This is a genomic window from Corynebacterium silvaticum, from assembly GCF_002162115.2.
In the GTDB taxonomy this organism is placed as follows: Bacteria; Actinomycetota; Actinomycetes; order Mycobacteriales; family Mycobacteriaceae; genus Corynebacterium; species Corynebacterium silvaticum.
In genome coordinates this window covers 1,436,529-1,462,921 of record NZ_CP021417.2, presented here as the reverse complement: position 1 = coordinate 1,462,921, position 26,393 = coordinate 1,436,529, and the positions used below count along the sequence as shown (strand labels likewise).

At 53.4% G+C, this 26,393-nt stretch carries 22 protein-coding genes and 1 pseudogene; 16 read left to right on the top strand and 7 right to left on the bottom strand.

The genetic code is table 11. The annotated features are described in order from the left end of the window. Positions 1 to 106: 106 nt before the first annotated feature. The 8 genes from CBE74_RS19235 (at position 107) to CBE74_RS19200 (ending at position 9,326) form a co-directional block, all read left to right on the top strand. Positions 107 to 859, top strand: a complete 753-nt coding sequence (locus tag CBE74_RS19235; protein WP_087454079.1) for a YebC/PmpR family DNA-binding transcriptional regulator — start codon at positions 107 to 109, stop codon at positions 857 to 859. Positions 860 to 1,272: 413 nt separating this feature from the next. After that, positions 1,273 to 1,854 carry a crossover junction endodeoxyribonuclease RuvC gene (gene ruvC, locus CBE74_RS19230; protein WP_087454898.1) on the top strand — a complete coding sequence of 194 codons (582 nt, stop codon included), beginning with the start codon at positions 1,273 to 1,275 and terminating at the stop codon, positions 1,852 to 1,854. A 162-nt stretch (positions 1,855 to 2,016) separates the two neighbouring features. Next, the gene (ruvA, locus tag CBE74_RS19225; protein WP_087454078.1) at positions 2,017 to 2,631 is read left to right on the top strand and encodes a Holliday junction branch migration protein RuvA; all 615 of its coding nucleotides are present in this window, start codon (positions 2,017 to 2,019) and stop codon (positions 2,629 to 2,631) included. 21 nt (positions 2,632 to 2,652) lie between these two features. Next, positions 2,653 to 3,750: a Holliday junction branch migration DNA helicase RuvB gene (ruvB, locus tag CBE74_RS19220; RefSeq protein WP_087454077.1), complete on the top strand. Its 1,098-nt coding sequence runs from the start codon at positions 2,653 to 2,655 to the stop codon at positions 3,748 to 3,750. 46 nt (positions 3,751 to 3,796) lie between these two features. Continuing rightward, positions 3,797 to 4,132: a preprotein translocase subunit YajC gene (gene yajC / locus CBE74_RS19215; RefSeq protein WP_087454076.1), complete on the top strand. Its 336-nt coding sequence runs from the start codon at positions 3,797 to 3,799 to the stop codon at positions 4,130 to 4,132. 339 nt (positions 4,133 to 4,471) lie between these two features. Further along, positions 4,472 to 6,340: a protein translocase subunit SecD gene (gene secD, locus CBE74_RS19210; protein WP_087454075.1), complete on the top strand. Its 1,869-nt coding sequence runs from the start codon at positions 4,472 to 4,474 to the stop codon at positions 6,338 to 6,340. Further along, positions 6,337 to 7,458, top strand: coding sequence for a protein translocase subunit SecF (gene secF, locus CBE74_RS19205; protein ID WP_087454074.1), 1,122 nt, complete (start codon positions 6,337 to 6,339; stop codon positions 7,456 to 7,458). Before secD ends, secF begins: the two co-directional genes overlap by 4 nt. Positions 7,459 to 7,685: 227 nt before the next feature. After that, positions 7,686 to 9,326 (top strand): ABC transporter substrate-binding protein, encoded by a 1,641-nt coding sequence (locus tag CBE74_RS19200; RefSeq protein ID WP_087454073.1) that lies wholly within the window; start codon positions 7,686 to 7,688, stop codon positions 9,324 to 9,326. 13 nt (positions 9,327 to 9,339) lie between these two features. Here the strand turns inward: CBE74_RS19200 and CBE74_RS19195 are convergent, their stop codons facing one another. Next, on the bottom strand, positions 9,340 to 9,474 hold the full coding sequence (locus CBE74_RS19195) for a hypothetical protein (protein ID WP_259493860.1): 135 nt from the start codon (positions 9,472 to 9,474) through the stop codon (positions 9,340 to 9,342). A 9-nt stretch (positions 9,475 to 9,483) separates the two neighbouring features. Between CBE74_RS19195 and CBE74_RS19190 the strand changes: the two genes are divergently transcribed. Together CBE74_RS19190 and CBE74_RS19185 are read left to right on the top strand one after the other, a co-directional pair. Next, the gene (locus tag CBE74_RS19190) at positions 9,484 to 10,041 is read left to right on the top strand and encodes an adenine phosphoribosyltransferase (RefSeq protein WP_087454072.1); all 558 of its coding nucleotides are present in this window, start codon (positions 9,484 to 9,486) and stop codon (positions 10,039 to 10,041) included. A 75-nt stretch (positions 10,042 to 10,116) separates the two neighbouring features. Next, positions 10,117 to 12,396, top strand: a complete 2,280-nt coding sequence (locus CBE74_RS19185) for a RelA/SpoT family protein (protein ID WP_087454897.1) — start codon at positions 10,117 to 10,119, stop codon at positions 12,394 to 12,396. A 168-nt stretch (positions 12,397 to 12,564) separates the two neighbouring features. Here CBE74_RS19185 and CBE74_RS19180 read toward each other — a convergent pair whose 3' ends face one another. Both CBE74_RS19180 and CBE74_RS19175 read right to left on the bottom strand, forming a co-directional pair. Continuing rightward, complete coding sequence (locus tag CBE74_RS19180) at positions 12,565 to 12,831, bottom strand: hypothetical protein (protein WP_087454071.1); 267 nt, start codon at positions 12,829 to 12,831, stop codon at positions 12,565 to 12,567. A 409-nt stretch (positions 12,832 to 13,240) separates the two neighbouring features. Further along, entirely contained in the window at positions 13,241 to 14,095 is an 855-nt protein-coding gene (locus CBE74_RS19175) for a peptidylprolyl isomerase (RefSeq protein ID WP_087454070.1), read from the bottom strand. Between the two features lie 198 nt (positions 14,096 to 14,293). On the opposite strand from CBE74_RS19175, the gene tpx reads away from it, so the two are divergent. The 3 genes from tpx (at position 14,294) to hisS (ending at position 16,843) form a co-directional block, all read left to right on the top strand. Next, positions 14,294 to 14,791, top strand: coding sequence for a thiol peroxidase (gene tpx, locus CBE74_RS19170; protein WP_087454896.1), 498 nt, complete (start codon positions 14,294 to 14,296; stop codon positions 14,789 to 14,791). A 58-nt stretch (positions 14,792 to 14,849) separates the two neighbouring features. Further along, positions 14,850 to 15,488, top strand: coding sequence for an MBL fold metallo-hydrolase (locus tag CBE74_RS19165; protein WP_087454069.1), 639 nt, complete (start codon positions 14,850 to 14,852; stop codon positions 15,486 to 15,488). Positions 15,489 to 15,571: 83 nt separating this feature from the next. Continuing rightward, positions 15,572 to 16,843: a histidine--tRNA ligase gene (gene hisS, locus CBE74_RS19160; protein WP_087454068.1), complete on the top strand. Its 1,272-nt coding sequence runs from the start codon at positions 15,572 to 15,574 to the stop codon at positions 16,841 to 16,843. Positions 16,844 to 16,909: 66 nt separating this feature from the next. On the opposite strand, the gene CBE74_RS19155 is transcribed toward hisS, so the two are convergent. The 3 genes from CBE74_RS19155 to CBE74_RS19145 all read right to left on the bottom strand — a co-directional run bounded on the left by CBE74_RS19155 (position 16,910) and on the right by CBE74_RS19145 (position 19,675). Continuing rightward, positions 16,910 to 18,316 (bottom strand): L-serine ammonia-lyase, encoded by a 1,407-nt coding sequence (locus CBE74_RS19155; protein ID WP_087454067.1) that lies wholly within the window; start codon positions 18,314 to 18,316, stop codon positions 16,910 to 16,912. Between the two features lie 232 nt (positions 18,317 to 18,548). Then, positions 18,549 to 19,085, bottom strand: a complete 537-nt coding sequence (locus tag CBE74_RS19150) for a CE1759 family FMN reductase (RefSeq protein ID WP_087454066.1) — start codon at positions 19,083 to 19,085, stop codon at positions 18,549 to 18,551. Next, positions 19,073 to 19,675 (bottom strand): TetR/AcrR family transcriptional regulator, encoded by a 603-nt coding sequence (locus tag CBE74_RS19145; RefSeq protein ID WP_087454065.1) that lies wholly within the window; start codon positions 19,673 to 19,675, stop codon positions 19,073 to 19,075. The genes CBE74_RS19150 and CBE74_RS19145 overlap by 13 nt, the downstream gene beginning before the upstream one ends. Before the next feature lie 160 nt (positions 19,676 to 19,835). Between CBE74_RS19145 and CBE74_RS19140 the strand changes: the two genes are divergently transcribed. From CBE74_RS19140 to CBE74_RS19130, 3 genes and pseudogenes are all read left to right on the top strand, one after another. Then, positions 19,836 to 20,603 carry an ATP-binding cassette domain-containing protein gene (locus tag CBE74_RS19140; protein ID WP_087454064.1) on the top strand — a complete coding sequence of 256 codons (768 nt, stop codon included), beginning with the start codon at positions 19,836 to 19,838 and terminating at the stop codon, positions 20,601 to 20,603. A 42-nt stretch (positions 20,604 to 20,645) separates the two neighbouring features. Further along, positions 20,646 to 22,667: a YhgE/Pip domain-containing protein gene (locus CBE74_RS19135; RefSeq protein WP_087454063.1), complete on the top strand. Its 2,022-nt coding sequence runs from the start codon at positions 20,646 to 20,648 to the stop codon at positions 22,665 to 22,667. Between the two features lie 35 nt (positions 22,668 to 22,702). Next, positions 22,703 to 25,466, top strand: a pseudogene (locus tag CBE74_RS19130) (DEAD/DEAH box helicase). 46 nt (positions 25,467 to 25,512) lie between these two features. Here the strand turns inward: CBE74_RS19130 and ypfJ are convergent. Then, positions 25,513 to 26,388: a KPN_02809 family neutral zinc metallopeptidase gene (ypfJ, locus tag CBE74_RS19120; protein WP_087454895.1), complete on the bottom strand. Its 876-nt coding sequence runs from the start codon at positions 26,386 to 26,388 to the stop codon at positions 25,513 to 25,515. Positions 26,389 to 26,393 lie beyond the last annotated feature (5 nt).

The following is a 26,393-nucleotide window of genomic DNA, read 5'->3' as shown; positions in this document are numbered from 1 at the left end:
TGCGCCCCTGTTTAGACAACGCTAGTAATGACATCGGAACCAAAATATCAGTGCTCACCTTGTAAGAAGTGGGGATTGTACGGCGCACCACTATGAAAGGGAGTCAATGTCAGGCCACTCCAAATGGGCTACCACCAAGCACAAGAAAGCTGCTAACGATGCTAAGCGTGGTAAAGAATTTGCCAAGCTGATCAAAAACATCGAGGTTGCTGCACGTACCGGTGGCGGAGACCCCTCTGCGAATCCAACCTTGGATGACATGATTAAGAAGGCCAAGAAGGCCTCCGTTCCTAACGACAATATCGAGCGTGCCCGTAAGCGCGGATCCGGTGAAGAAGCCGGTGGCGCTGACTGGCAGAACATCATGTATGAGGGCTATGGTCCCAACGGAGTCGCAGTACTTATCGAGTGCCTTACCGATAATCGCAATCGGGCAGCTTCTGAAGTTCGTACCGCTATGACTAAAAACGGCGGAAACATGGCGGAATCCGGTGCAGTGTCCTACATGTTTAAACGTCGCGGCGTAGTCATAGTAAACAAGGGTGAACTTACCGAGGATGACGTGCTCATGGCCGTGCTGGATGCCGGAGCGGAGGAAGTCAACGAGATTGGCGATAAGTTTGAGGTGCTATCCGCGCCGGGCGATACTCCTGCTATCCGAGATGCACTCACGGAAAACGCTATTGAGGTAGAGGATGCAGACTCTGATTTCCGTGCAGACGTCCTGGTTCCGCTTGATGCAAACGATGCTCGGAAGATTTTCCGCTTGATCGATGCGCTTGAAGATTCTGACGATGTTCAAAATGTGTTTACCAACATGGATCTCAGCGATGAAGTTCTCGCAGAGCTTGATGTTTAGTAGATAACTTGCCAGTTATTAGCCCACCGCAGCCAGTGCAATGAGTATTGCGCGGTGGGCTTTTCTATTGTTTTTGCGTCATGGAGTTGTCGGGGAGCTTAAGGAGACTGAGGAAAATGATTGGTGGCTAGGGGCAGACTCGCTTTGACTCTAGAAATTACATGGCGAAAGGTTTCGCAATTATGTGCTAAATTTGAAGAGCGTATGGAATCCTTGGCTTGCCGAGAAAATGGGAAGCGCCGAAAAGCAATCGCGCTTTAAGCGGACTGTTGTTTTTTGGGTAACCACGGACCGCCATTCGGGAAGGCATCGTCTTTCCGCTGTGGTAACGCAGCTGCGGTGATGCATACGAATATTTGGCAACAATGGCCTTAGGAGTGAGTCCCTAAGCGCACTGATAGGGGAACATGGGAATGAGCACCGAGGGTTTACGCGTGATGGGAATAGATCCTGGTCTGACTCGGTGCGGCCTATCCGTGGTGCAAGCTGGGCGGGGTCGGCAAGTTATGCCCATTGCTGTGGGCGTTGTGCGAACACCGCCTCAAGCTGACCTCACTGCGCGCCTGCTTGAGCTCAGCGATGCTGTGAACGAATGGATGGATGAATATCAGCCTGACGTAGTGGCTATTGAGCGGATTTTTGAGAGAGGCAACATTTCCACTGTCATGCACACCGCACATGGTGTTGGTGTGTTGGTGTTGGCGGCAGCTCAGCGCGGAATCGACGTGCACATGTACACACCCAGTGAAGCTAAAAAAGCTATCTCAGGAAATGGGCGAGCAGATAAGAAACAAATGACCGCAATGATTACGCGGATTTTGGGGTTGAATGAACCTCCCAAACCTGCTGATGCTGCAGATGCGTTGGCCCTTGCAGTCTGTCACTGCTGGCGTGCGCCGATGTTGGAAATACAACGTAGGACTGAAAAACAAAGTGCGGAACAGAAAAAGCGATTGGCGTTGCTAGCTAAAACCGCTGCATCGGATAACTCATAGAACCGGAGTCGGTTCCGTGCAATCCATAGACTGATAATTTTGGCGATACGATTGGTAGAAGAAAGCTAACTCGCTGCGGACCGTCTTTTGATGAGTCAAACAATGTTCCCGCAATATTCCCACGTGCGTGGAAAAGAAGATTTTCAATGAAAGGTATTAACCATGATCGTTTCCCTCCGCGGGACTGTAGCCTCCATCGGTCTTGGTAGCGCAGTTATTGAGTGCAACGGGGTCGGCTATGAGGTACTCGCTAGTCCTAGCACCTTGGCGCACATGAGCAGAGGGGAAGAATTCTTTGTTTTGACCACCATGGTGGTTCGAGAAGACTCCCAAACCCTTTACGGGTTTGCCAATGACGAGTCTCGTCAGATGTTTACGCTGCTGCAAACGGTCTCTGGTCTGGGGCCAAAACTAGCTCTGGCAGCACAATCGGTGTTGTCAGCCACAGATTTAGCACACGCGATTGCCAATCAGGATGCAAAGACTCTTCAACGCATACCAGGAGTGGGAAAGCGAGTTGCAGAGCGCATTATCGTTGACCTCAAAGACAAGGTTTCAGCGTTTATTACCGCTGGAGGTACTGCTGCTCCCGCGCCGGGAGGTACTTCTTTAGCCACGAGCGATGTTTCTGCGCAAGTACTCGAAGCTCTTCTCGGCCTCGGTTTTACAGAAAAAGTCGCAGAACCTGTGGTCGTTTCCGTGTTGGCAGAGTCTCCGAATGCGACTACGTCCCAGGTGCTGCGCCTAGCCCTGAGCGCGCTGGGCACAAAGAAATAGGACGAGGGACGGCTATAACTCATGGCAAATGTAGAAAAGACTGAATTCACCATTGTTCCGTCTGGGGGTGGGGCTGCTCAGACCGGCAGGCCTCAAGACGCCCCAGTGGACGCTCGGCAGCAGGCGGGGGAAAACGACACAGAAACAACACTGCGGCCAAGAAGCATTGATGAGTTTATTGGCCAGCCCAAAGTTCGGGACCAACTTAATCTTGTGCTGACAGGCGCAAAAAATCGAGGGGTGACCCCAGACCACGTGTTGCTGTCCGGCCCGCCCGGTTTGGGAAAAACAACGATGGCAATGATCATCTCCTATGAACTAGGAACGAGTCTGCGAATGACCTCGGGCCCAGCGTTGGAACGCGCCGGTGACCTGGCAGCGATGCTGTCTAACCTGATGGAAGGCGATGTGCTTTTTATTGATGAGATTCATCGGATGGCGCGCCCTGCAGAAGAAATGTTGTACATGGCGATGGAAGATTTCCGGATTGACGTGATCGTGGGCAAGGGTCCAGGAGCGACGTCGATTCCGCTCGAACTTGCGCCGTTTACCCTCGTGGGTGCTACGACTCGCTCTGGAATGCTCACCGGCCCATTGCGAGACCGATTCGGTTTCACCGCTCAGATGGAGTTCTATGAAAACTCTGATCTGACTAAGGTAGTGCTGCGCGCCGCTAAGATTTTGGGTGTCACTATCGACGATGATGCTGCGGTCGAAATAGCTTCACGCTCTAGGGGAACACCTCGTATTGCTAACCGACTTTTGCGTCGGGTGCGGGATTTTGCGGAAGTCCATTCTGATGGACATATCGACGTAGAGGCCGCGCGCGCAGCTTTAGTGGTGTTTGATGTGGACGAAAAAGGCCTTGACCGTCTCGATCGCGCCGTTTTGGAAGCGCTTATTAAAGGCCACGGGGGAGGCCCAGTGGGTGTTAGTACGCTTGCTATTGCCGTGGGTGAAGAACCCTCAACTGTGGAAGAGGTCTGTGAGCCGTATCTGGTACGTGCAGGGATGGTGACCAGGACGGGTCGTGGACGCGTTGCTACTGCTGCAGCGTGGCGCCACTTAGGATTAGTGCCTCCGGAAGGCCTCGCGCACTTTAGCGACGAGCGCAGCTAGGAGGCGGCTACCGCTAGTGCCGCCCTTTCTGGCAGACTGAGGTCCTATGTCTACTAATTTCATCCTGCTTATTGTCCTCCTCTTGGTTCTCCTTCTTCCGTCGTTTCTGTTTCAGCAGAAGCAGAAACGACGTATACAAGAGCTCAAGGAGCTACAAAATAACGTGATGATCGGAGACGTTGTTGTCACCACCGCTGGATTGCACGCCACGATCCGAGGCATCGACGCAGAAACTGTTGAACTTGAGACAAGCCCTGGAGTTGTCAGCACATATGAGAAGTTTGCTGTGGTGAAGAACCTGACCGCAGAAACCAATAAAGCTGCTGCGGAGGCTAAGTTGGAAAGTCATGAGGATGACAATCCGCTAGAACCACAGAACTAGCGCGGGTTGCTCAGCGACCTAGGGGGGCTGTGACGTGCCCAGCATCCCAAGCATGCGAACGTAAAAGATTTTTAATTATTAGGGTCACCTTAACCGGGTGGGGTGCGTGACAACCTACCGGAGTTATGCCGTACCATTAGCCGAGGATATTTCTGTTAGCGTTTTCTCAGGCGTGGAACGGAACGGTTGTGGCTGCGGTTTTAGCGTGAGTCCCGGCCGCTATCACACATAGATTTGATTTTGCTGACGACGAGCCACCGTGCACGTCTGCTGAATCATCGTCGCTCTCTCCTCTACATAAATAAGGGGAGGGCAGAATTGTTAAGAGGAGAACTTCAATTGCCTTCGCAATCACAGAAGGCGGCTAAAGGATCCAGAGCGTGGCCCAAGCAGGCGCTTGCTCTTTTTGTCCTGATTATCGCCGTGATCTATGCATTGATCTTTGCCACAGGTGACCATAAGACCACACCAAAGCTTGGTATTGACCTGCAGGGCGGTACCCGCGTTACTTTGGTACCGCAAGGCGCAAACCCGACCGATGAACAGTTGCGGCAGGCGCGGATGATCCTCGAAAACCGTGTGAACGGCATGGGAGTCTCCGGCGCAAGTGTTGTCACCGATGGCAACACCCTTGTTATTACTGTTCCCGGTGAAGACACTTCCCAGGCGCGCGCACTTGGACAAACGTCTCAATTGTTGTTCCGTCCTGTCGCAACTCCAGCGCAGCCAGATACTGCAAAGTTGCTAGAGTCTTTGGAGGCTATGGCAAACCGTTGGGTCTCTATCGGGGTTCTCAACGCCGATGAAGCAAACACTGCGCTTGAAAACACCTCCAAAGCTTTAGCTAAAGCTCAAGGCAAAGAGGAAAAGGACGCAAAGGCTCCCAAAGTCACCGCTGCTGTTCCGGAAACTCCAGCTAACTCCATCGAGGCCGAGGCTTTCCGTAAAAAAGTCATTGATGCGCTGAAGAAGGATCGCCAGTCTACTGATGCCACAACGCAGCTGGCTGCGAGCTCTTTGCTCAAGTGCACTGATCAGCCAGACCCGCTCCAGGGAACTGACGACGCAGCTCTGCCACTTGTCACGTGTGACCCCAGTAGCGGCCGCGTTTATGTACTCGACCCAGCTCCTACTCTGATTGGGGAGAATCCGGAGGCCAAGGACGCGAAGCGGCTTACCGGCAATGAGATTGATACTAACCGTCCGATCACCGGTGGTCTTAATAGTCAAACCGGCCAGATGGAGATTGGTTTCTCCTTCAAGTCAGAAAACGGCGATCAAGGTAGTACCACTTGGGCTGATCTGACTCAGAAGTATCTGCGGAAGCAGGTTGCTATCACCCTCGACTCACAGATTATTTCTGCTCCTGTGATCCAGTCTCCGACACCAGTTGGCTCGGCAACGTCGATCACCGGCGACTTTAGCCAGCAGGAAGCTCAAGATTTGGCTAACAACCTGAAATACGGAGCACTCCCACTGAGCTTCGCAGGCGAAAACGGTGAGTCTGGTGGAACCACCACCACCGTTCCTGCATCGTTGGGAACTGCGTCGTTGAAGGCCGGCTTGATCGCAGGACTCGTGGGCCTGGCATTGGTAGCGGCATTCTCCTTCTACTTCTACCGATTCTTCGGAATCATCTCGATCTTCTCCCTGTTCACCTCTTTCACTCTGGTGTATGGCTCCTTGGTCTTGCTTGGCCGCTGGATAGGCTATTCATTGGATCTAGCGGGCATCGCAGGTTTGATTATCGGTATTGGTACTACAGCTGACTCCTTTGTGGTTCTTTATGAACGCATCAAGGATGAGGTGCGGGATGGGCGCACTTTCCGTTCAGCCGTTCCGCGTGGTTGGGAGCGAGCTAAGCAGACGATCATCACGGGCAACGCTGTCACGCTTATTGGTGCGGTCATCATTTACATCCTCGCTGTAGGCGACGTTAAGGGCTTCGCGTTTACACTGGGTCTTACCACGCTCTTTGACATTGTGGTGACCTTCTTGGTCACTGCGCCGTTGGTGATTATGGCTTCACGGAAGCCTTGGACCTCTAAACCAAGCGCGAATGGAATGGGCAAGATCTTTAAAATCGCTCAACAGCGTGAACAGGAACGGAAGCTGCATCAATCCACGGTGGCTGACTCCGAACATGGGCTCGTCGGGGTATCCGCCGATTCCAAAGAAGCTGATAAGCATGAGGGAGACAACAAGTGAGTTCCAAAGGAGTTCTAAATAAGCTGTATACGGGCGACGGTGGCCTCGACTTTGTAGGCAAGCGTCGGACCTGGTACTGGGCAACTGCGGCGATCTTGCTCGTGTGCCTTGTCAGCATCGCTCTTCGCGGGTTCAGCCTGGGGATTGACTTTGTTGGTGGCACAAAAATCAACATGCCGGCAGGGAACTTGGAAACTACCTCAGTGTCCAAGACCTTTGAGGAAGCCACGGGCGTTGAACCAAAATTGGTTCAGATCGTAGGTTCTGGTGATACCCGAATCCTGGAGATTAATTCCAAGCGGCTGTCGGAGGAACAGATCGGTAGCGCCCGCCAGGCACTTTTTGAGGCCTATAAGCCTGCTGATACATCCGGGAAACAAACTCCAGACGCTATCGGCGATTCCACGGTGTCAGAATCGTGGGGCTCCACGATCACTAAGCGAATGTTGATCTCCATGTTCGTCTTTTTGGTCGCCGTGTTTATTTACATTGCGGTACGTCTGGAACGCGAAATGGCCGTGGCGGCTATTGCGGCACTTCTTGTGGACTTTGTCGCCATTGCGGGTATTTATGCCCTCCTGGGCTTTGAGGTTTCTCCCGCAACGATCATTGGTCTGCTTACGATCCTCGCATTCTCGTTGTATGACACCGTCATCGTCTTTGATAAGGTTCGCGAAAACACAGCCGGTTATTTAGGGAACCGATCTCGTACGTACGCAGAACACGCAAACCTAGCAGTCAACCAAACTGTGATGCGTTCCATTTCCACCACGGTTATCTCGGCGCTCCCGATTCTTGCTCTGATCGTGATTGCGGTGTGGCTGTTGGGTGTGGGAACGCTCAAGGACTTGGCACTTGTGCAGCTCATTGGTGTTATTGAAGGAACTTTCTCCTCTGTCTTCCTTGCAACTCCCATCCTTGTGAGCCTGAAAAACCGCTCGAAGGAGACGAAGGCTCACAATGCAAAGGTTGCTGAACATCGAAACCCTCAGAACGGTGCTCAAGATTCCGCGGAGAGTGCTGATGATGCGCATAGTACTGAGCTTTCCGACGCTCACAAGCGCACCGTAAGTTCCCCCACGTCTACGGGTGCGAGCTGGCGTCCACAGCGTCGTTAGTGCACAACACTCAATAACTGCCCCCTTGTCCTCTGCAGCAGGACAAGGGGGCAGTTGTCTGGAAACCACTCACCAGCACCGGGTGTAGGGGAAGAATATAATAAGGATTGATGTGGTCAGGGGGTTGCGTTCTATACTTTTTGATATGGAAGCGTAAGCTTCTCACTCTTTAGCTAAATGAAGGGCCCGTCTAATTGAGAGCACCGAAAGACCACGGACGTAGCCATATGCGTCGGCCATTGTCGGTAAAACATGGTTGGAACATAGGTTTTGCTTTGAAAGCGCTTGCGGCAGTAGTCGTGTCCTCAGTTCTTTTGACGGAGTGCGGCAGTGACAACGCGGGGGATGGTGCGGCTGGTAATAGCAAGCACTTTGGGTATGCGGTAGACGATTACCTGGTGACTACAAACGCCGGCACCAATGTTGGAGTTTCTACCAATGCCCAGCTGATGGCCGGAAGGCTCTACCCGTCGGCGTATGTGTCAGGTCCTAAAGGCCAATTGATTCCCAATAGAACTCTGGTGGAGACTCAGGTTCTTCCAGGTCCTAGCCAACGGGTTATTTATAAGATTGCTGATAGTGCCGTCTATTCGGATGGGAAGCCCGTAACATGTGATGCTTTCCTCCTGGCCTTTACGGCAGGCAGCATGGGGTCTTTGTTTGAGTCTCACATGCCTCTAGCCCAGCAGGTTGATCACGTCGAATGCGCAGCCGGGTCAAAGCAAGCAACGGTGGTGTATAAAGAAAACTTTGGTGCTCGGTGGCGCCAGCTTTTTGGAGCCGGTGTGCTCATGCCTGCACATGCTGTAGCGGCTAAAGCGGGCATAAGCCTTGACGAGCTCAATAGGCTTCTCAAATCCAGAGATTATGTAGCTTTGTCTAAGATCGCAGAGATCTGGAACAACGGGTTTAATTTGAATCATTTTGATCCAGAACTCCAGGTTGCCTCGGGCCCATTCAAAATAGAGTCGGTGGGGGACAAAGGCGAAGTGGTTTTTGTCCGTAATGATTTGTACAACGGGGAAAAAGCTGCGCTAGACCGCCTGGTTGTGTGGCCGCGTGGTGTTGACCTTAACGAGCTGCGCACTAAAGGCAGCCTGCAAATTGCAGATGTGACTAATACGGATTTGATTAGTTGGCTCGACCGCAATGATTCGCACAACCCCTACACAGTGGAAGCAGAGACTGGCTTGCTCACGGATTCGTTGATTTTGGGTGACGCCGGAATATTCTCGGATGTGGAAGCACGCCGGGCTTTGGCTGCATGCGTGGATCAAGCGAGCGTAGCCAAAGCCTCCAGTACTGCGTCGGGGGTGGATGTCCAGCCGGTTTATGCAAGAACCGTGCGCGCAACTGATGCCGTTAACGCACAGCTAAGGGACATTATCGAGCCGCACACCCACGTGAATATCGATGCAGCTAAGCGGCTAGAGGGCAAGACGATCAGGGTGGGATACGACGGCCCAGATACTCGGAAGAAAGCTATGGTCGAGGAAATCCGTAAGTCGTGTGCTGCCGCTGGAATCACGATTGAGGATGCTGCTAAAGAGGCTGCTTCTTTAGCTGATCTGAGCCATACTCACGTCACAGATTCGGGTGTCGGCCTTACCGAGGAAGGCACTATCGACGCCATCTTGATGGCAGTAGATCCAGCATCGGAGTATGCGGACGTGGCTAGCTTGAGCAATAACGTCCAAGCGACGCGGGCAGCGGAGCGACGTTCTTGGGAAGAAGTACCCACTATTCCTTTGGCTTCCCAGCCCCGAGTGTTTGTAGTGGATAAGGCAGTGGGTAACGTGGTTACTAATACAGACTTATCTGGGATTGGTTGGAATATGGATCGTTGGAACGTAGTGGGGGCTCGATAGTTTAGTTCGCTTTTTATGACTCGCTGAAGATGATGCTGCAGGTGGCGCTTGAGGGGGCGTCGACAAGCATTTTCTTGCCGCGTTTCCCGCTGACATCATGGCCGGAATACACAATTCCTGCCCCCATCATTTGAACACGTTGCTCCAAGGACAAAGCATGAGCCACCACACTTATATGAACGCACGAGATGCGCTTGCCTCGAAAACGAGGTTTGTTCCAGATTTTCCCGCCCCTGGCATTCTTTTTGAGGACCTGACCCCCGTACTGGCGGACCCCGAGGCATTTCGGCTTGTGGTAGATGAGTTGTCGGCTGCGGCGAAAACAATGGGGGCGGACCTCATCGGTGGGTTGGATGCACGTGGTTTTCTTCTCGGCTCGGCGGTGGCTTATAACACGGGTAAAGGAATCCTTGCCATTAGGAAGAAAGGCAAGCTTCCGCCTCCTGTGCATACTCAAGAATATGAACTTGAATATGGTACGGCTGCCTTAGAGTTGCCAGGTGAGGGGATCGATCTTCACGGTAAAAAGGTAGTCCTCATTGATGATGTTTTGGCCACAGGCGGTACACTCGTAGCAGCGAAGTCGCTGATTGAGAATTGTGGTGGAACAGTTGCAGGTTATGCAGTTGTCCTAGAAGTAAAAAACCTCAAAGGGCGAGAGCGTCTCAGCGATGCACCTCTTGTAGTAGTGAATGAACCGGAGACCATAAATTAAGCTCCGGTTAGCGGATGGATACAAGGGGCTGCCTTATCGGCCCTGCGTATACGGAAAGGGCACATGGGTGCGGTGATGGCGCAAGAAAAACGACCGCAGAAGCAGCAGAGCTCGATGCGGAGCATGTCGGCGCGTTTGGCGCGAAGCCTAACGGGTAACCGAGTCCGCGTTAATCCGGTGTTGGAACCATTATTGGCCATTCACCGGGAGTTTCATCCAAAGGCCGACCCTGTGCTTTTAGATCGGGCTTATACCACTGCGGAGCATCTTCACGAGGGAGTGTTCCGAAAATCGGGTGATCCCTATATCACCCATCCGCTCGCTGTTGCGACGATCGCCGCGGAAATCGGCATGGACACCACAACGCTGGTAGCGGCGCTGCTCCATGACACCGTAGAAGACACAGAGTATTCCTTAGCAGACCTCACGCGCGACTTCGGAGAAGAAGTAGCACGGCTTGTCGACGGCGTGACAAAGCTGGACAAAGTCGCCCTAGGTGCGGCTGCGGAAGCAGAGACAATCCGAAAAATGATCGTGGCTATGAGCCAGGATCCCCGCGTGCTGGTGATTAAAGTCGCCGATCGTCTTCATAACATGCGCACCATGCGATTCCTCCCCCCGGAGAAGCAAGCGAAGAAAGCGCGTCAGACTCTTGAAGTAATTGCGCCCCTGGCACACAGGCTGGGAATGGCCAGCGTGAAGTGGGAGCTTGAAGACCTCTCCTTTGCCATCCTCTATCCCAAAAAGTACGAGGAAGTCGTGCGTTTGGTTGCGGACCGCGCGCCCTCGCGAGACCGCTATCTCAAGGAAATCACGTCTCAGCTGCAACAATCTTTGAGAGAAAACCATATTGAAGCTGAGGTCATGGGGCGGCCAAAGCACTACTGGTCTATCTACCAGAAGATGATTGTTCGAGGTAAAGACTTTGAGGATATCTTTGACCTCGTCGGTATCCGCATACTCGTAGACAGCATCAATAACTGTTACGCAGCGATTGGCGTTGTCCATGCGCTCTACGCTGCGATGCCGGGGCGATTTAAAGACTATATTTCTTCCCCCAAATTTGGCGTGTACCAGTCCCTCCACACCACGGTGATGGGGGACGAGGGCAAACCGCTGGAGGTGCAGGTGCGCACCCATGAGATGCACTTTAATGCCGAATACGGCATTGCTGCGCACTGGCGCTACAAAGAGACCAAGGGTAAAAACAGCGGCGAGCAGGCTGAGATCGACCAGATGTCGTGGATGCGGCAGCTACTGGATTGGCAAAAGGAAGCGGCTGATCCTAACGAATTCCTCGACAGCTTACGCTATGACCTCACGAGCAAGCAGATCTTCGCTTTTACCCCCAAAGGCGATGTGGTCAACTTGCCAGTGGACTCCACTCCTGTGGATTTTGCCTACGCAGTGCACACCGAGGTGGGTCACCGATGCATTGGCGCCAAGATCAATGGCAAACTCGTAGCGCTTGAAACCACACTCAAGTCTGGCGACCGAGTCGAGGTCTTTACCTCTAAAGACCAAAACGCAGGCCCTTCCCGGGACTGGCAAGACTTTGTTGTCTCCCCGCGCGCTAAAGCAAAGATCCGGCAGTGGTTTGCCAAGGAACGTCGCGAGGAATACCTTGAGGCTGGTCGCGATGCCCTTGCCGCAGAAGTGCAGCGGGGCGGGCTTCCTATGCATCGCCTGTTTACCGCGCATTCGATGAAACAGGTGTCAACGGAGCTGCATTACCCGGACGTGGATGCTCTCTATACGGCTATCGGCTCGGGCTCAGTGTCGGCAGCACATGTGGTTAACCGACTCATGGCCACATTTGGCAGCACGGATGATGCTGAAGACACTCTGGTGGCGCGCACGCCGTTTAGCGAGCTCGTTAACTCTAAAACTCAGGTCACGGACAAAAACGGCATCTTGGTCGAGGGCAGCCCGGACGTTATGGCAAAGCTGGCCAAATGCTGTATGCCGGTTCCAGGTGACGACATCTTTGGGTTTGTCACACGCGGTGGCGGTGTATCGGTGCACCGGACGGATTGCACCAACGCGGATAGCCTGAAAAACGAGCCTCAGCGCCTCATCTCCGTCTCGTGGGCATCTGAAGGCGGCTCGGTCTTTGCCGCCACGCTTCAGCTGGAGGCACTGGATCGCGACGGCCTGCTTATGGACTTGACACGGGTGATCAATGAGCAACGAGTCCAGGTTATTGCCATGAACTCTAATGCTTCTGATGACCACGTGGCCACCGTACGCTTTACATTCTCTGTATCGGATACTAAACAGCTGGGATCATTGATGACACAGCTGCGAAACACCGAGGGCGTTTTCGACGTCTACCGGGTGACTTCTGGCGGATAGAACCACGCCTGTATGAGAGGACTGTCTTGGCACAAGGCGGTCCTTTTGTTATGACACTCGTGCCTGAGCTAGAGACATATACACGGAGTGTTGTGTGAAGAAGAAATAAAAAATCCTCCCCGTCAACGTTGCGGGGAGGAGAGCGGTCAAGGCCGCGTTAATCAAGATTTACTTGAAGAACTTGTCCAGGCGACCAGCGAAAGTCAGGATGGTGGTGATGATACCGATGATTGCGGAAACAACGCCGATCCATTCCTTGATGTCTTTTGGGCTGATGTTGCTGTCAGAGCTGCCGGAGCTTCCTTTGTCCTTAACTTCGTTAGTTCCAGAAGTAGAGGTAGAGTCCTCAGCGAAAGCCGGGGTGGAAAGGGAACCTGCTGCAATGGCAGTGGCGGTGGCAACCGAGATGAGAGCCTTGCGGGAGAGGAGCTTCATAGCTATTGGTCCTTTAGGTTAAGGGAATCTAGACTGACGGTGATGGTAGTCTAGTGCACACCTTTGCGCAACTTTTCTTTTTCACACGCTGTCAGGGGAAATAAGTATTGCCTTACTTTCCTGTGAAAGGTGGGGAGCTTGCAAAGATTGCATTTCCGATTCGGGAGAGTGGTGGAATAATTTTCAGGATAATTATATATTCTTGCAAGTGTTTGATCAACTTTTGTTAAGTTTTGAAGCGCTTGTTCTTGAATCATGATGACATAGCCACACAGGGCAAGAACGTAAATGGGACAATATAAAAACCCCATTGCCGCCCTGCTGTATACCAGGATCGCAATGAGGCTTTGAGGGTTATCGCCTGGGGAGCTCGTGCAGAGGCTTCCGCTAACAGGCAATGGTCGTGAACTTATGACTTCACGGTTGCCTTTTCAATCTTGACTTCTTCAGCAGGAGCTCCATCGGTGGCGCCGCCCTTGACACCTGCTTCCGCGATGGCGTCGAGAGTCTTCAGTCCGCTGTCTGAGATCTTGCCAAAGTAGGTGTAGTTCGGTGGGAGTGGGGAGTCCTTGTAGTTGAGGAAGAACTGGGAGCCGTTGGTGTCATTGCCAGCGTTGGCCATGGCAATGGTTCCACGTCCGTAGACAACCGGGGTGGTCGCGCCTTTCATCTCATCCGTTGGGTACTCATTGGCAAATTGGAAGCCTGGTCCTCCGGAGCCGGCACCGCTTGGGTCACCGCACTGGAGTACAAAGATGCCGTTGGTGGTAAGGCGGTGGCAAACGGTGTTGTCGTAGTAACCTTCGGACGCTAGGTGCTCAATGGCGTTCACCGTGCACGGTGAAACCGAGCGGTCCAACTCCAGCCCCACGTCGCCCTTGTTGGTTTTGAGATCAACTGTGACCGTGCCTTTGGTGGTCACATCAGAGGTTTTAGGCTTGGATACTTCTTTGGAAGCCTTGCCCGCATCCTTGTATTCGCAGGAGACGGAGTCTGGGAGGGCTTTTTCTCGTGTGAGCGATAAAGGTTTGAAATCCGGCTTTTCAGGCGTGGTTGTGGCAGCGGAGGAGGATTCTGTGGAAACCTGCTCATCGTTGGATCCGGAAGAGTTTGCCCAATAGATTCCACCGACGATAGCCAAGACAGCTACCGCAGCCGTGGCTACTACTCCGAGCGGTTTGGTCTTCTCGGAGCGATCCCGCGACTTAATTTCTTTTTCTAGCGCGCGCATCGATTCTTCGCGACGCTGCTTATTGTTGCTCACAGGTAGTTTCCTTACGTTTTATTGATCTTTGCGCGGATGAAGTCGCGGATTATTCTAACCTGAGCCTAGTGGGAGGCAACACTTGATAAAAACTGATGCCGTTATCTAGGTCAGTGTGAAAGCCGGGGTTATGGGAAATTTCAGGTTTTCTGACCTCAACTATGGCGAAGTTTGCCATTGGCACCTATTGTGGCTGGCATGGCAACGACACATTTTCATGGAACTAGCGTAACCACCAGCGGAAATCTTCCGAATGTGGGAGAACCGATTAAACGATTCACACTCACCGGAGCCGACCTTGCGGACCTTAGCGAGGCTACTTTTGCAGGAAAGCGCATTGTTTTTAACATCTTCCCGTCAGTAGATACTGATGTGTGTGCGGCATCGGTCCGTCGCTTTAATGAACTCGCAAGCGGGATGGATAACACGGTTGTTCTGTGTGTTTCTATGGACCTGCCTTTTGCGCTTAACCGATTCTGTGCTGCGGAAGGCCTGGATAACGTGATCCCCGCATCAGCTTTCCGCTCTGCTTTTGGTAAAGACTTTGGAGTTGTTCTGGAGGACTCGCCGTTGAAGGGCCTCTTTGGTCGGGCCGTGGTGGTTACTGATGAGCGGGGTGTTGTTCAGCACCGAGAGTTGGTTTCGGAGATCACTGAAGAGCCGCACTACGACTCTGCTCTAGCTGCACTGCAGTAGAGCAATCTGGAAAGTAATTCTTCGCGTTCAGTACGCTAGGGGCCTAAAATAGGGCGTTATGGAGATTCTTGGCTTTGCTACGGGCCCCTATCAAACAAACTGTTACGTCTTGGTTCATAGCGACCAAGCTAGCGTCATCGACCCGGGGATGCATGCCCAGTCTCACATTGAGGCCTTTCTTGCTGAACAGAAAGTATCCCTTGTTCAGGTAGTGCTCACGCATGGGCATATCGATCACATCCGTGATGCGGCGGCATTGGCCAACAAATGGGGTGTGCCAGTTTATATCCACGATGCGGATGCAGCTTTCCTGGATAAAGGTAAAGGAATGTCCAAGGAGTCCCTGTTGCTTTTTGCGGCCGAGGACATGGCGTTGCCCAATGACAGACAAAGCCTAGAACACGGGCAGCGCATCGAGCTTGGGGGAGAAGAGTTCGAAGTTCGACACGGGCCAGGGCATTCGCCCGGTTCTGTACTTTTGGTGGGCTCTGAGTTCTGTTTCTCTGGCGACATTCTTTTCAAAGGATCTATTGGACGGACTGATCTTATGCACTCCGACCCTCAAGCAACGCAAGAGACCCTAAAAAATCAAGTTCTTTGCCTTGATAATTCTCTTCAGATTTTGCCGGGTCACGGACCGATGACGACAATGCGCGCTGAGCGAATGAACAATCCGTACTTGCGCCCCTTGCTTTAAAAAACACACGAGAGTCCAAGCATGTGCGTGGTTGTGTGAACCCACTGCGCGTTCTTGGCTACTCATGACTAAAGTAGTTCGGTGTGAGTACAAAGAAGCTTCAGACAATCTCGGCACCGAAAGGCGTGCCTGACTATATTCCGCCGGTATCGCCGGAATTCCTTGGTGTTCGAGACACCTTCGCACATCAGGCCCATCTTGCTGGTTACGAGCACATCGAGCTTCCTGTGTTTGAAGAGACAGCACTGTTCGCTCGGGGTGTCGGTGAGTCGACGGATGTTGTCTCCAAGGAGATGTACACGTTTGCTGATCGCGGAGAACGCTCCGTGACGTTGCGTCCTGAGGGTACCGCCGGCGTTATGCGGGCAGTGATCGAACACAACCTTGATCGCGGTCAGCTTCCGGTAAAGCTCAATTACTATGGTCCGTTTTTCCGCTATGAGCGCCCACAAGCTGGCCGGTATAGGCAGCTGCAGCAAGTAGGCGTCGAGGCGATTGGCATTGATGACCCAGCGTTGGACGCAGAAGTAATCGCTCTCGCTGACAGATCTCTTAAAGCCATCGGTCTACGGGGATACAGGCTGGAGATCACGTCGCTTGGCGACGATTCCTGCCGCCCGGCGTACCGTCAAAAGCTTCAGGACTTTCTCTTTGCGTTGCCTCTCGACGAGGAGACTCGCCGCAGGGCTGAGATTAATCCGCTGCGTGTGCTCGATGACAAGCGCCTTGAAGTGCGTGAAATGACAGCCGATGCGCCGCTCATGCTGGATAATCTTTCTTCCGCATGCCGCGAGCACTTTGAAACAGTGACTGGTCTTCTTGATGACCTCGGGGTGGCGTACACAGTCAACCCTCGAATGGTGCGTGGCTTGGACTACTACACCAAAACCACGTTCGAGTTTGTCCATGATGGCCTTGGTGCACAGTCGGGTATTGGTGGTGGAGGTCGCTATGACGGCTTGATGGCACAGCTCGGAGGACAGGAACTTTCTGGAATCGGTTATGCCTTAGGCGTTGATCGTTGCCTACTGGCGCTTCAGGTAGAAGAAAAAACTGTCACTGACGGATCCCGCGTTGCTGTTTTCGGTGTTCCGATGGGGGCAACGGCTAAGCGGAGTATGGTTGGCATCGTCGATAAGCTGCGTGCACAGGGCATCTCTGCAGATATGTCCTATGGCGACCGTGGTTTGAAAGGTGCCATGAAAGGTGCCGACCGTGCGGGGGCTCGCTTTACGCTGGTTGTAGGAGACCGTGAACTGGAACAAGGTGTTGTTGCAGTTAAGGATATGGTCTCAAAGGAACAACACGATATTGCTATAGACGATCTGGTAGCTGAGCTAAAAGCACGTCTTTAACCGTGTGATGGGCGAAGGCCTTGACCCCAGAGCAGATATTTCTGGGGTCAAGGCCTTCAACTGTCTTTAGCACTCGGTGAGGTTCACTGGAAGTCCGAGGTTGGCTGCCAGGCCTCCCATGGAGGTCTCTTTGTACTTTGTGAGCATGTCTTTGCCGGTATCTGCCATTGTTTTCACGACTTCATCGAGCTTGACGCGGTGAGGCCCGGTCTCAATAAGCGACAAGCGTGCTGCGTTGATAGATTTCACGCCGCCGATTGCGTTGCGCTCGATGCACGGAATCTGGACTAGGCCAGCCACGGGGTCGCAGGTGAGTCCGAGGTTGTGCTCAAGCGCTATTTCCCCTGCATGCTCTACCTGCTCAGGGGTTCCGCCCATGACTTGGCATAGTCCGGCTGCCGCCATAGCTGACGCTGAGCCGACTTCTCCTTGGCATCCGACCTCTGCGCCTGAAATAGAAGCATTGAGCTTGATGATCACTCCTACCGCCGCTGCGGAGAGGAGGAAATCGCGGTGCCAATCAGCGGACAAGTCTTTGCGGAAGTCTCGGGCGTAGTGCATGACTGCCGGGATAATGCCGGCAGCTCCATTAGTAGGAGCGGTGACAATACGGCCGCCGGCAGCGTTTTCCTCATTGACTGCAAGAGCATAGAGGTTGACCCATTCCATTGCACGCAGGGTATCCTCGTGAGCGTTGTCTATGTCGCGGTGAAGATACTCGTGAAGCCCGGGTGCCCGGCGCTGGACGTTAAGACCACCTGGCAAAATACCCGGTGTCTTAATTCCCTGGACTACGCATTCCTGCATAGCTTCCCAAACCGCATCAATGTGCTTGATGACGGGTGCAGCATCCCTATGGATTGCCACCTCGTTGGACATCATGATCTCTGCTACGGAAAGTCCGGATTGCTTGCATACAGATAGCAACTCATCGCCCGTGCGGAATCGATATGGCAGGGGATCGTCGGAAGTAACCCGAGACGTTGTGGATGCGCCAGAACCAAGGGGTTCTTGCTGTGCATGGAATTCCTGCTTAGTCAGGATGAATCCACCGCCGACGGAGAAGTACACCTCGGGTTCTGCCAGCTGGTTTCCCGTGGAATCATAGGCGATAAACGTCATCGCGTTGGGGTGCTCTGGAAGGGGCGTGGGATCAAAAATAAGTTGGTAAGAGACGATGCCGTCGGGGCCAGTAACCGTGCCTTCAGTGGCTACTGGTTCGCCGAATGCTGGAGCGATGTCGGGGGTGGTAGTGGTTGGCTCATAACCTACAAGACCGAGTATGGTTGCGCGGTCAGTTCCGTGACCGACTCCGGTTGCAGCAAGAGATCCGTGCAACGTGACGGAAATTTTTGCGCCTAAGAGTTCTGGATGGGCGCTGGAAAAATGGTTCGCGGCGCGCATCGGTCCTACTGTGTGTGAGGACGAGGGGCCGATGCCGATACTGAACAAGTCGATGATGCTGATGGTCATCTGTGCTCCTTTAAAAACGGGTGAGTGAGATCCATAGTAGAGATAGAGCACAACAAGTTCAGCCCCCGAATGGTGGCGATATGGCGTCTAGCGATCTAGTGGTCTGTGATTATGGCGTTTAATAAGTCTGTTTTCTGGGGTAATGCAGGGTGTGATGATTCTACATTCGTGGTGAGAATTTTCTGTTATTGCCGTTATCACGGGGACTAAAACATCGTATTTTTTTAAAACCCTAGGGCGTTAAAAGAAGCGCAAGCTCGTGTGCCGCGCGGTGGATTCGTTGGCAGAAGGCATCGGAATTTTCCGGCAGTCTATCGTGTGGCGTGGCCAGAATTGCGGTGGGAACAGTCGCCGCTTTGAGATACGTAAACAATGGGCGTACGGCGTATTCAAGGACGAGCGCATGCCGCTGGGAACCTGCATTAGCGGCGATGATCACAGGCATTTCATGAATATCTTGTGGTTGTAATACATCAAAGAACATCTTGAAAAGGCCGGAATAGCTGGCCTTAAACACCGGGGTTACCGCGATGAGGGCGTCGGCGGAACGTACAGAATCAATAGCCTGCTGCAATTCCAAGGAGGTAGCGTTTTCTGTCACCGAGTGCGCGAGATCGACCGCAAGATTGCGTAACTCTATAACCTGCACTGTGAGCGTTTGCCCTGAGGCTGCAACTTCCTTGCGAACCTCAGCGGCGATTTCTTGTGCAAGAGATAAAGAGCTTGATGGCGTGGAGAGTCCTGCGGACACAATGGTCACTGTTCGCACGATGAAGAGGCCTCCTTAATAGATATTCCGGCGCGGCATCCCGCTAAGTAGATAGCGATGAGATGTTTTGTTGATGGGGCGGGGAGCGTTCCCATATCAAAGTGTGGGGGTGCGCATAGCGCGATAATCCCAGTGTAGAAGTCAATGCCGGAGATACTGGAATGGATAAGGCCTGTGGTGCGGAGATTCGTGTCGATTCTGCGGATCTGGGTGAAAAGTGCCTCGCGGGGTCTCACAAAATCGGGAGGAAGTTGTTTTTCCTCGGGTTGGACTAGCGCCGGGATAAGTATGTTGAGTCCGACAGCCGTGATGAGGTTAACCAGCTCATTGAGCTGGTCTAGTGCGGCTTCTTGATCGCAAGGTGGGGCGTCGGCTATGCGCTTGAGCTCAGCGACTCCACGGTCAGCGATAGCGATAATGCAGCTATGGACGAGGTCGTTACGCGTGGGGAAATTGCGATACAGGGTGGCAATGCCTACTCCGGCTTCCTCGGCCACTGATTCGAGCGTCATGTCCTTTCCATCCCTGATGAGCAGGGACATCCCGGCTTCAATGAGACTATTACGTCTGCGCATGGCGTCGGATCGCATTATGGGGTTCCTTGTGCTGGGAGGGGTATAAGCTTTGCTGAAGTATCTGTGCGCAGGCCTGTTTGACATTGCAGCACGGGGAGAGAAATATGTTGTTGACTCCAATGTGGAGGGTAACATCTCACTTTGGTTCTCGTAAACCAGTGAAGCAGAGGAATACATGGACCCGTCTGAAGCACACACGTCATCGCAGGCTCCCGACGAGCCGGTGGTGCTGACCGCTCGAGACCTCGTACTCACCAGCAGCACTGAATTGCCGTATCTTGATGTTGAACCGGGGTTGACATTGCTGCATTGCGGTCGCGAAAACTCGGCGACCACGCTGTCATTGACCCTGGCTGGGCGTATGAAGCCTAAGTCTGGGACAGTGATGCTTAACTCTGCATCAGGAGAAATGACTACTCCACGACAGCTCCATAAGCATGTGGCTTTGGCAGGAATCCCTGAATTTGATTCGCTGGAACGGCTTGTGCCGGTCAAAGCCGTGGTGCGCGAGCAGGCAGCGTGGACGAGTAGCTGGTGGCGTCGGGTGCCTTCTTCGATTGAGAAGATCGATAGCTTTGTTCAAGCGGCAGAGTTACTTGGTATCCAGGCCACTGCGAGTTTTGGCAAAAAGAAGGTCGGTGAGCTAGATCCGCTGGAACGCTTTGCGTTGAGGATTGCTTTGGCCTTGACGTCGCGACCCGATGCGGATCTTCTTATCGTGGACGATATTGACCAGATTAGGAGTCTCCGTCTGCGAGCGGATCTCTTACGCCAGCTGAAAGTAGTATCCGAGGTGCTTCCGGTAGTCACGGTGTCTGCTAACTCGGATGTGGACGGAATTTGCGATGCCGATGTACCGGTGGCCGGTGCGCTAAAACGGGCGCAGGATCGGGAGAAAAATGTACTCGATAACCTGTTGCAGCTGGGGGATAGCAATGAGTGATATGAAGCAACAACGCCAACGGATAGGAAAGGGGATAGGCGAGTGAACCTATTCCATATTGGGACCGAGTTTCGTCGGTTCGGGCATGGCAAGCTCCCCCCGCTGGCTATCGTCGTGATCGTTTTGATGCCGCTGCTTTTCGGTGGCCTTTTTGTCTGGTCTTATTGGGATCCAATCGGACGCCTTAACAAGCTTCCTGTGGCCGTAGTCAATTCTGACCAAGGCGCGACAAAGGACGGCAAAGATATTAAAGCCGGTGACCAGATTGTGGAAAAACTGGTTAACAATCCGGCGGCTAAATTCATTGAAGTCGATCCTGAGACAGCAAAAGAGGGCATAGCTAACGGCACCTATTATTTTGCCATCGAGTTCCCCTCTGACTTCTCTGAAGCAGCAATCAGTGCGAGCACGGATAAGCCACACCAAGCCAAGCTCAATGCCGTGTACAACAATGCCAATGGTTTTCTGGCCACCACGGTGGGAAATCAGGTAGTGGCACGCGTGCTAGCCAGCGTTAATGAGCGTCTTGGAACGCGAGTAGCAAACCAGCTGTTGGTGGGGTTTAACGCAATCGGCAGCGGGCTGCATGCAGCAGGCGACGGGGCGCACAAGCTTGCCGACGGCACCGGCACGGCAAAGGACGGCGCGCAAAAACTTGAGGGCGGTACGAAGCAGCTTCACGACGGCATCGAGGCTGCCGACCAAGGCGCGCACAAGCTTGCCGACGGCACAAAGCAACTCCACCAAGGAATCGGCACGGCAAAGGACGGCGCAGACACTCTAGCCTCTGGGTTGCAACGGCTTAATACCGCCACAGATACCCTAGGTGATGGGGCAGGGCAGGTATCGGCGGGCGTCGATAAGCTTGTAGGTGTTGCGCGTCAGGCAAGTAACGCCCAGGATCAGCTGACTATTCCGCTGGTCAATTTGAGTGCACAGCTGCGGGCAACGGGTATTCCGCAAGCAATCGACCTAGCCAATAGCGCAGATGCAATCATCGCGTCTATTACTGCACAAGGTATCGGCGGAAACTCTGAAATCATCGGGCAGCTCAATAAGCTTTCTCATGGAGCTGCGGAAATCCATCGCCAGCTTTCGGATCCCGCAGCGCCCTACCGTTCCGGCGTCAACCAGGCAACGGATGGTGCGCAGAAGCTCTCCACTGGGTTGCACAAGCTTGCCGACGGCTCCGAACAACTCGTCGTGGGAACGCAAACCCTTGCGGACGGAACGAGCCGGCTTTCTGAAGGCTCCCAGCAACTCACCGTTGGCGCTGCGCAGCTAAGCTCTGGCCTGGTCAAACTCTCCGAAGGATCTGGCGAATTAGCGCTCAAACTCAACCAGAGTGCAGACAAGGTTCCTTCTTTTGACGAAAAAACGATAGACGATGCCGCCCGGAATGTGTCGACCCCAGTCAAACAAGAAGTAACCAAAGACACTATGTCCCTCTTTGGAGTGGGACTTTCACCAATGTTTATTGCGCTCGGGCTATTCATGGGCGGAACCGTCACCTTTATGCTGATGCGTCCCCTGCAACGTCGAGCCATCGAAACCGGCGTAGCCCCCTTCAGAGCAGTGCTCGCATCGTACCTTCCTGCCGTCATCGTGGGTTGTTCGCAGGCGACAGTAATGTTCTTTGTCCAGCGCTACGCGATCGGTCTAGATGCATACAACGAGATCGGCCTTTGGGCGGCCATGTGTGTATCTTCCATGGCGTTTATGGCTATCACCCAAGGTTTCAACGCAGTCTTTGGCTCCACCGTTGGCCGAGTGCTCTGCATCGCCTTTATGTCCTTGCAGATTGTCTCCTCAGGCGGACTATATCCACCGGAAACACAACCTGCACCGCTGCGTTGGTTCCATACATACGATCCGATGACCTACTCGGTAAATCTCCTGCGCCAGATGATCTACCACACTGATATGACGCTGGATCATAGAGCGCTTCAGTCCCTAGTAGTGCTCTTCTTCATCGCTGCACTATTCCTTAGCTTCTCCACCTTTGCAGCACTGCGAGAACGGCAAATGAAGATGAAGGACCTACACCCAGAAGTTTCTGTCTAACGCTGAAGTCAAGCAGTGACCTAGACTTCTAATACATGGATCGTAGTCACCTCACCGCTATTCGAGGCCGCGCGCAACAGCTCATCTCCCTCAAAGATAGAGCCGTTGCCGTGGCCTCATATGTTTCTGGAGACCTCCCCACAGCTCGTGCCGTACACATGGGGATTGAGGCCGGATCGGTGCGATTGATTGACACATCCACTATCACCTGGCCACACGGGCTTTACCTGCACGCAGAGTTCGCCGAGGAAAAAGAAACGATAGCGGCCACAGTGCAGAGCTATTCTGCACTCATTAACCCACTGATCCCGTTGCTAGATCAGTCTGCGAACGCCGCAAACGGCCGGCTTTTCAGCTTCTTTAGCTCTACTAACGTCGCTGCCGCTCAACAAGCAACAGCCGAGCTAGAACGCCTCCTATCAAACCCCGCCATTGATAGCGCCACGCTGAGCATCATGCATATTCTTTCGCGTGCCGACGACGCCAATCGCGCCCAACACCTAGGCGTACACCTCACCCCAGGCATCCACGGCACACCAGAACGCTACCTTGCCGCTGCCCGCGGCTCCCTGGCACAGGCCCTTGGGATAGGCGTGGGAATAGGCACCGCGACTTTCGATTCCCTCGACCGTAGCTATGTGATCCCCGCCAGGAGACTAGTAACCCAGATAGAAAACGACCCCAATTCTGTCTCTAACCTGCGAGGGCAAGCAGAACACATTGCACGAGCAATCACATCGCGTCAAGCCTCCGAACTCGTACGCGGCCTACCGCTAGACGCACTCAAAGAAGTCACCAATGAGCGCCTAAGATTCACCGGGCTGGAAAACGTGGGAGTTTTTAGCGTGCTTGACGTGCTCTCAACCCCAGAGACTACGCTCACCCAGGTATCCGGGATCGGGGCCGCCACCGCCAAAAGAATCAAAGGCGCTGCCCAGACACTTTACTCTGAGGCCATGGCAGCACCACTGACCAACCTTGGAGACACCCGCACACCCGAACTAGTACAGCTGCTACAAATACTGGCCCGCTTTGAACAAGCCGACAACCTGTCGGAAGAGCAACGCAATAGAAGAGACCGACTCATCGGATACTTCCGCGGCACCCCACGAGACATCGCGCTTATCGGCGCCCCCTTCCTTGTCGCCCGCACGGCAAACCCCACAGGGCTTATCGACCCCTCCTCAACACAGCGCAGCACCGACGCAGATTATGAGCAGTTCATCGAAGACATCTCGTGGGCTAACGCAGCACCCCAAACATTTGCCACGCCTCCCGTTGCAGACCCTGGTGAAGCCGTGTGGGAGGACTACCAAACGCGCCCGGCGCACTACCAAACCCTCTGGTCTGCATTAAGACAAGTAGAAAGCAATGAATCAGGGCAATCTGCCCTGCCAGAAGAGACAATCGCCAAAATACGAGCTCTTCGCCTCGATCAATCACTGCTCACAGAGCTTTACCTTCGCGGATACCAAAGCTTTGGTGCCAAATTCGCTCTAGTACAAAAGAAAGTCATCCTCGGCGATGAAATGAGCCTAGGAAAAACAGTCCAAGCTATCGCTGCCGCAGCGCATATCGTCGCACAAGCAGACACCGCAGAAGACGCACGAATACTCGTGGTAGTGCCTGCGTCCCTCATCGTTAACTGGCGCCGAGAGTTCGGCAAATTCTCAACAATCCCTGTCCATGTGGCCCACGGAGAACTCAAAGAAGCAGCCCTGTCCACCTGGACCACCAAAGGCGGAGTGCTGATCGTCACCTATGAAGGCGCACGATCCTTACCAATCCCCGCGCCAGCCATATCCATCATTGATGAGGCACACTTCATCAAAAACCCCGCCGCCCAACGATCCCAAGCCGTCAAAGCTCTCATCGAACAGTCCGAATACGCACTGCTTATGACAGGCACCCCGCTAGAAAATCGACTGAGCGAATTCCGTCAACTAGTCGCTTACATACAACCAGACCTACTTACTAGATCACAAAGAAAACCTCCGCCCACAACAATTTAAAACCGCAATCGCGCCAGCTTATCTCCGCAGAAATCAAACAGACGTCCTTGACGAGCTCCCCACGAAAATCGAGACAGATGAGTGGATCGACCTCACAGAACAGGATCTCGCAGAATATAAACACGCCGTGGCAGAAGGCAATTGGATGTCCGCGCGCCGGGCTGCGATGGTCGCGCAACGCCCGCTGTGTGCAAAAGTTGAACGAATCATCGAACTCGCTGATGAGGCCGCCACCGAAGGCCGGAACATCCTTATCTTTAGCTACTTTAGAAATGTCCTTGATCGGCTACATCTTGAGTTTGGCCAGAGAAGCGTCGGAATCATCAACGGCGATGTTGCTCCGATTAAAAGACAAGAGCTCGTGGACAGGCTTGGGTCCAATGGACAAGACGTTTTGTTGGCTCAGATAAGTGCCGGGGGCGTGGGGCTTAATATCCAAAAGGCGAGCGTGGTGATGCTCACCGAAGTACAGGTAAAGCCTGCGTTAGAAGATCAAGCCATTGCCAGGGCGCACCGCATGGGACAAACAAAGCCGGTAAGCGTTTATAGGTTGCTCGGAGATGAGACCATCGATGAACGATTACTGGAGATCAATGCTCAGAAACGTAAGCTTTTCGACGAATACGCGCGCGAAGCAGCATCGGCAGACGTGCACGATGCGGTCGATGTGTCTGAAGCTCAACTAGCTAAGGATATTTTAGCTGCCGAGCGTGTGCGTCTTGGACTAGATTCTGCTGAGCCTTTTGAGACCGCGGATGCTGCAGAAAACGTTGCGGATTCGCAGTAGCATCCTGGTCTAGCGTGGCAGGTAAGCGCCTGCCTTGTGGAGGCGCTTACTTGTAGACGTTGCGTTGGAGGAAATCGCAGGAGCTCATCTTCCCCGAGCGATACCCGGCAAGGAACGCCTCTTGGCGCTGCTGAGAAGAACCGTGTGTAAAGGATTCTTTGTTGACTCGTCCGGTAGCGCGCTCCTGAATATTATCGTCTCCCACTGCGCGTGCGGCGTTGATAGCGTCGTTAACCTGCGCCTCGGTGATTGGCTCTAAGAAAGCGTTCTCGCCTTTATCCGCGTAATGTCCCCAGACTCCCGCGTAGCAGTCTGCCTGGAGCTCGATCTTCACTGCATTAGAATTAGGGCCGGGGTCATTGTAATTGGATAGGCCTAGAGTGCCCTCAATGTTTTGGATGTGGTGACCGATCTCGTGGGCAACGATGTATTCCTGTGCAAACGGGGTGTTTTTACCGCCGTATTTGGACAGTTGATCGAAGAAACTCACGTCAAAATAAGCGGTCTGATCGCTGGGGCAGTAAAAAGGTCCCGTAGCGGCGGATGCAGCGCCGCACCCCGTGTTGGTGGCGTTGTTAAACACAACTAGTTGAGGTTTTTTAAAAGCTAGACCGGCTTGGGCGGGGAGCTGTTCCGCCCACATTTGGTTGACGGAAATGCCAGTGAACTCTACGCGGCAATCTGTGCGCTGATTCGCGTCATCAGTCGTTTTACAGTGCTCCAATGTGCCAGAGCTTTGAGAGGTTTGTGGCTGGTTAGTGTCTCCCAAAAACTGGCCTAGGTCAGAAGGACTTCCACCCATGAGCAAAAAGATGCCCACGAGAAGGAGGGTTCCGATACCGCCGCCGGCCGCGATTTTTCCACCACCGCCACCAGTGCGCGCAAGGTTTTCAGGCTTTTCTATACCGCCACGGAAAGTCATGGAAT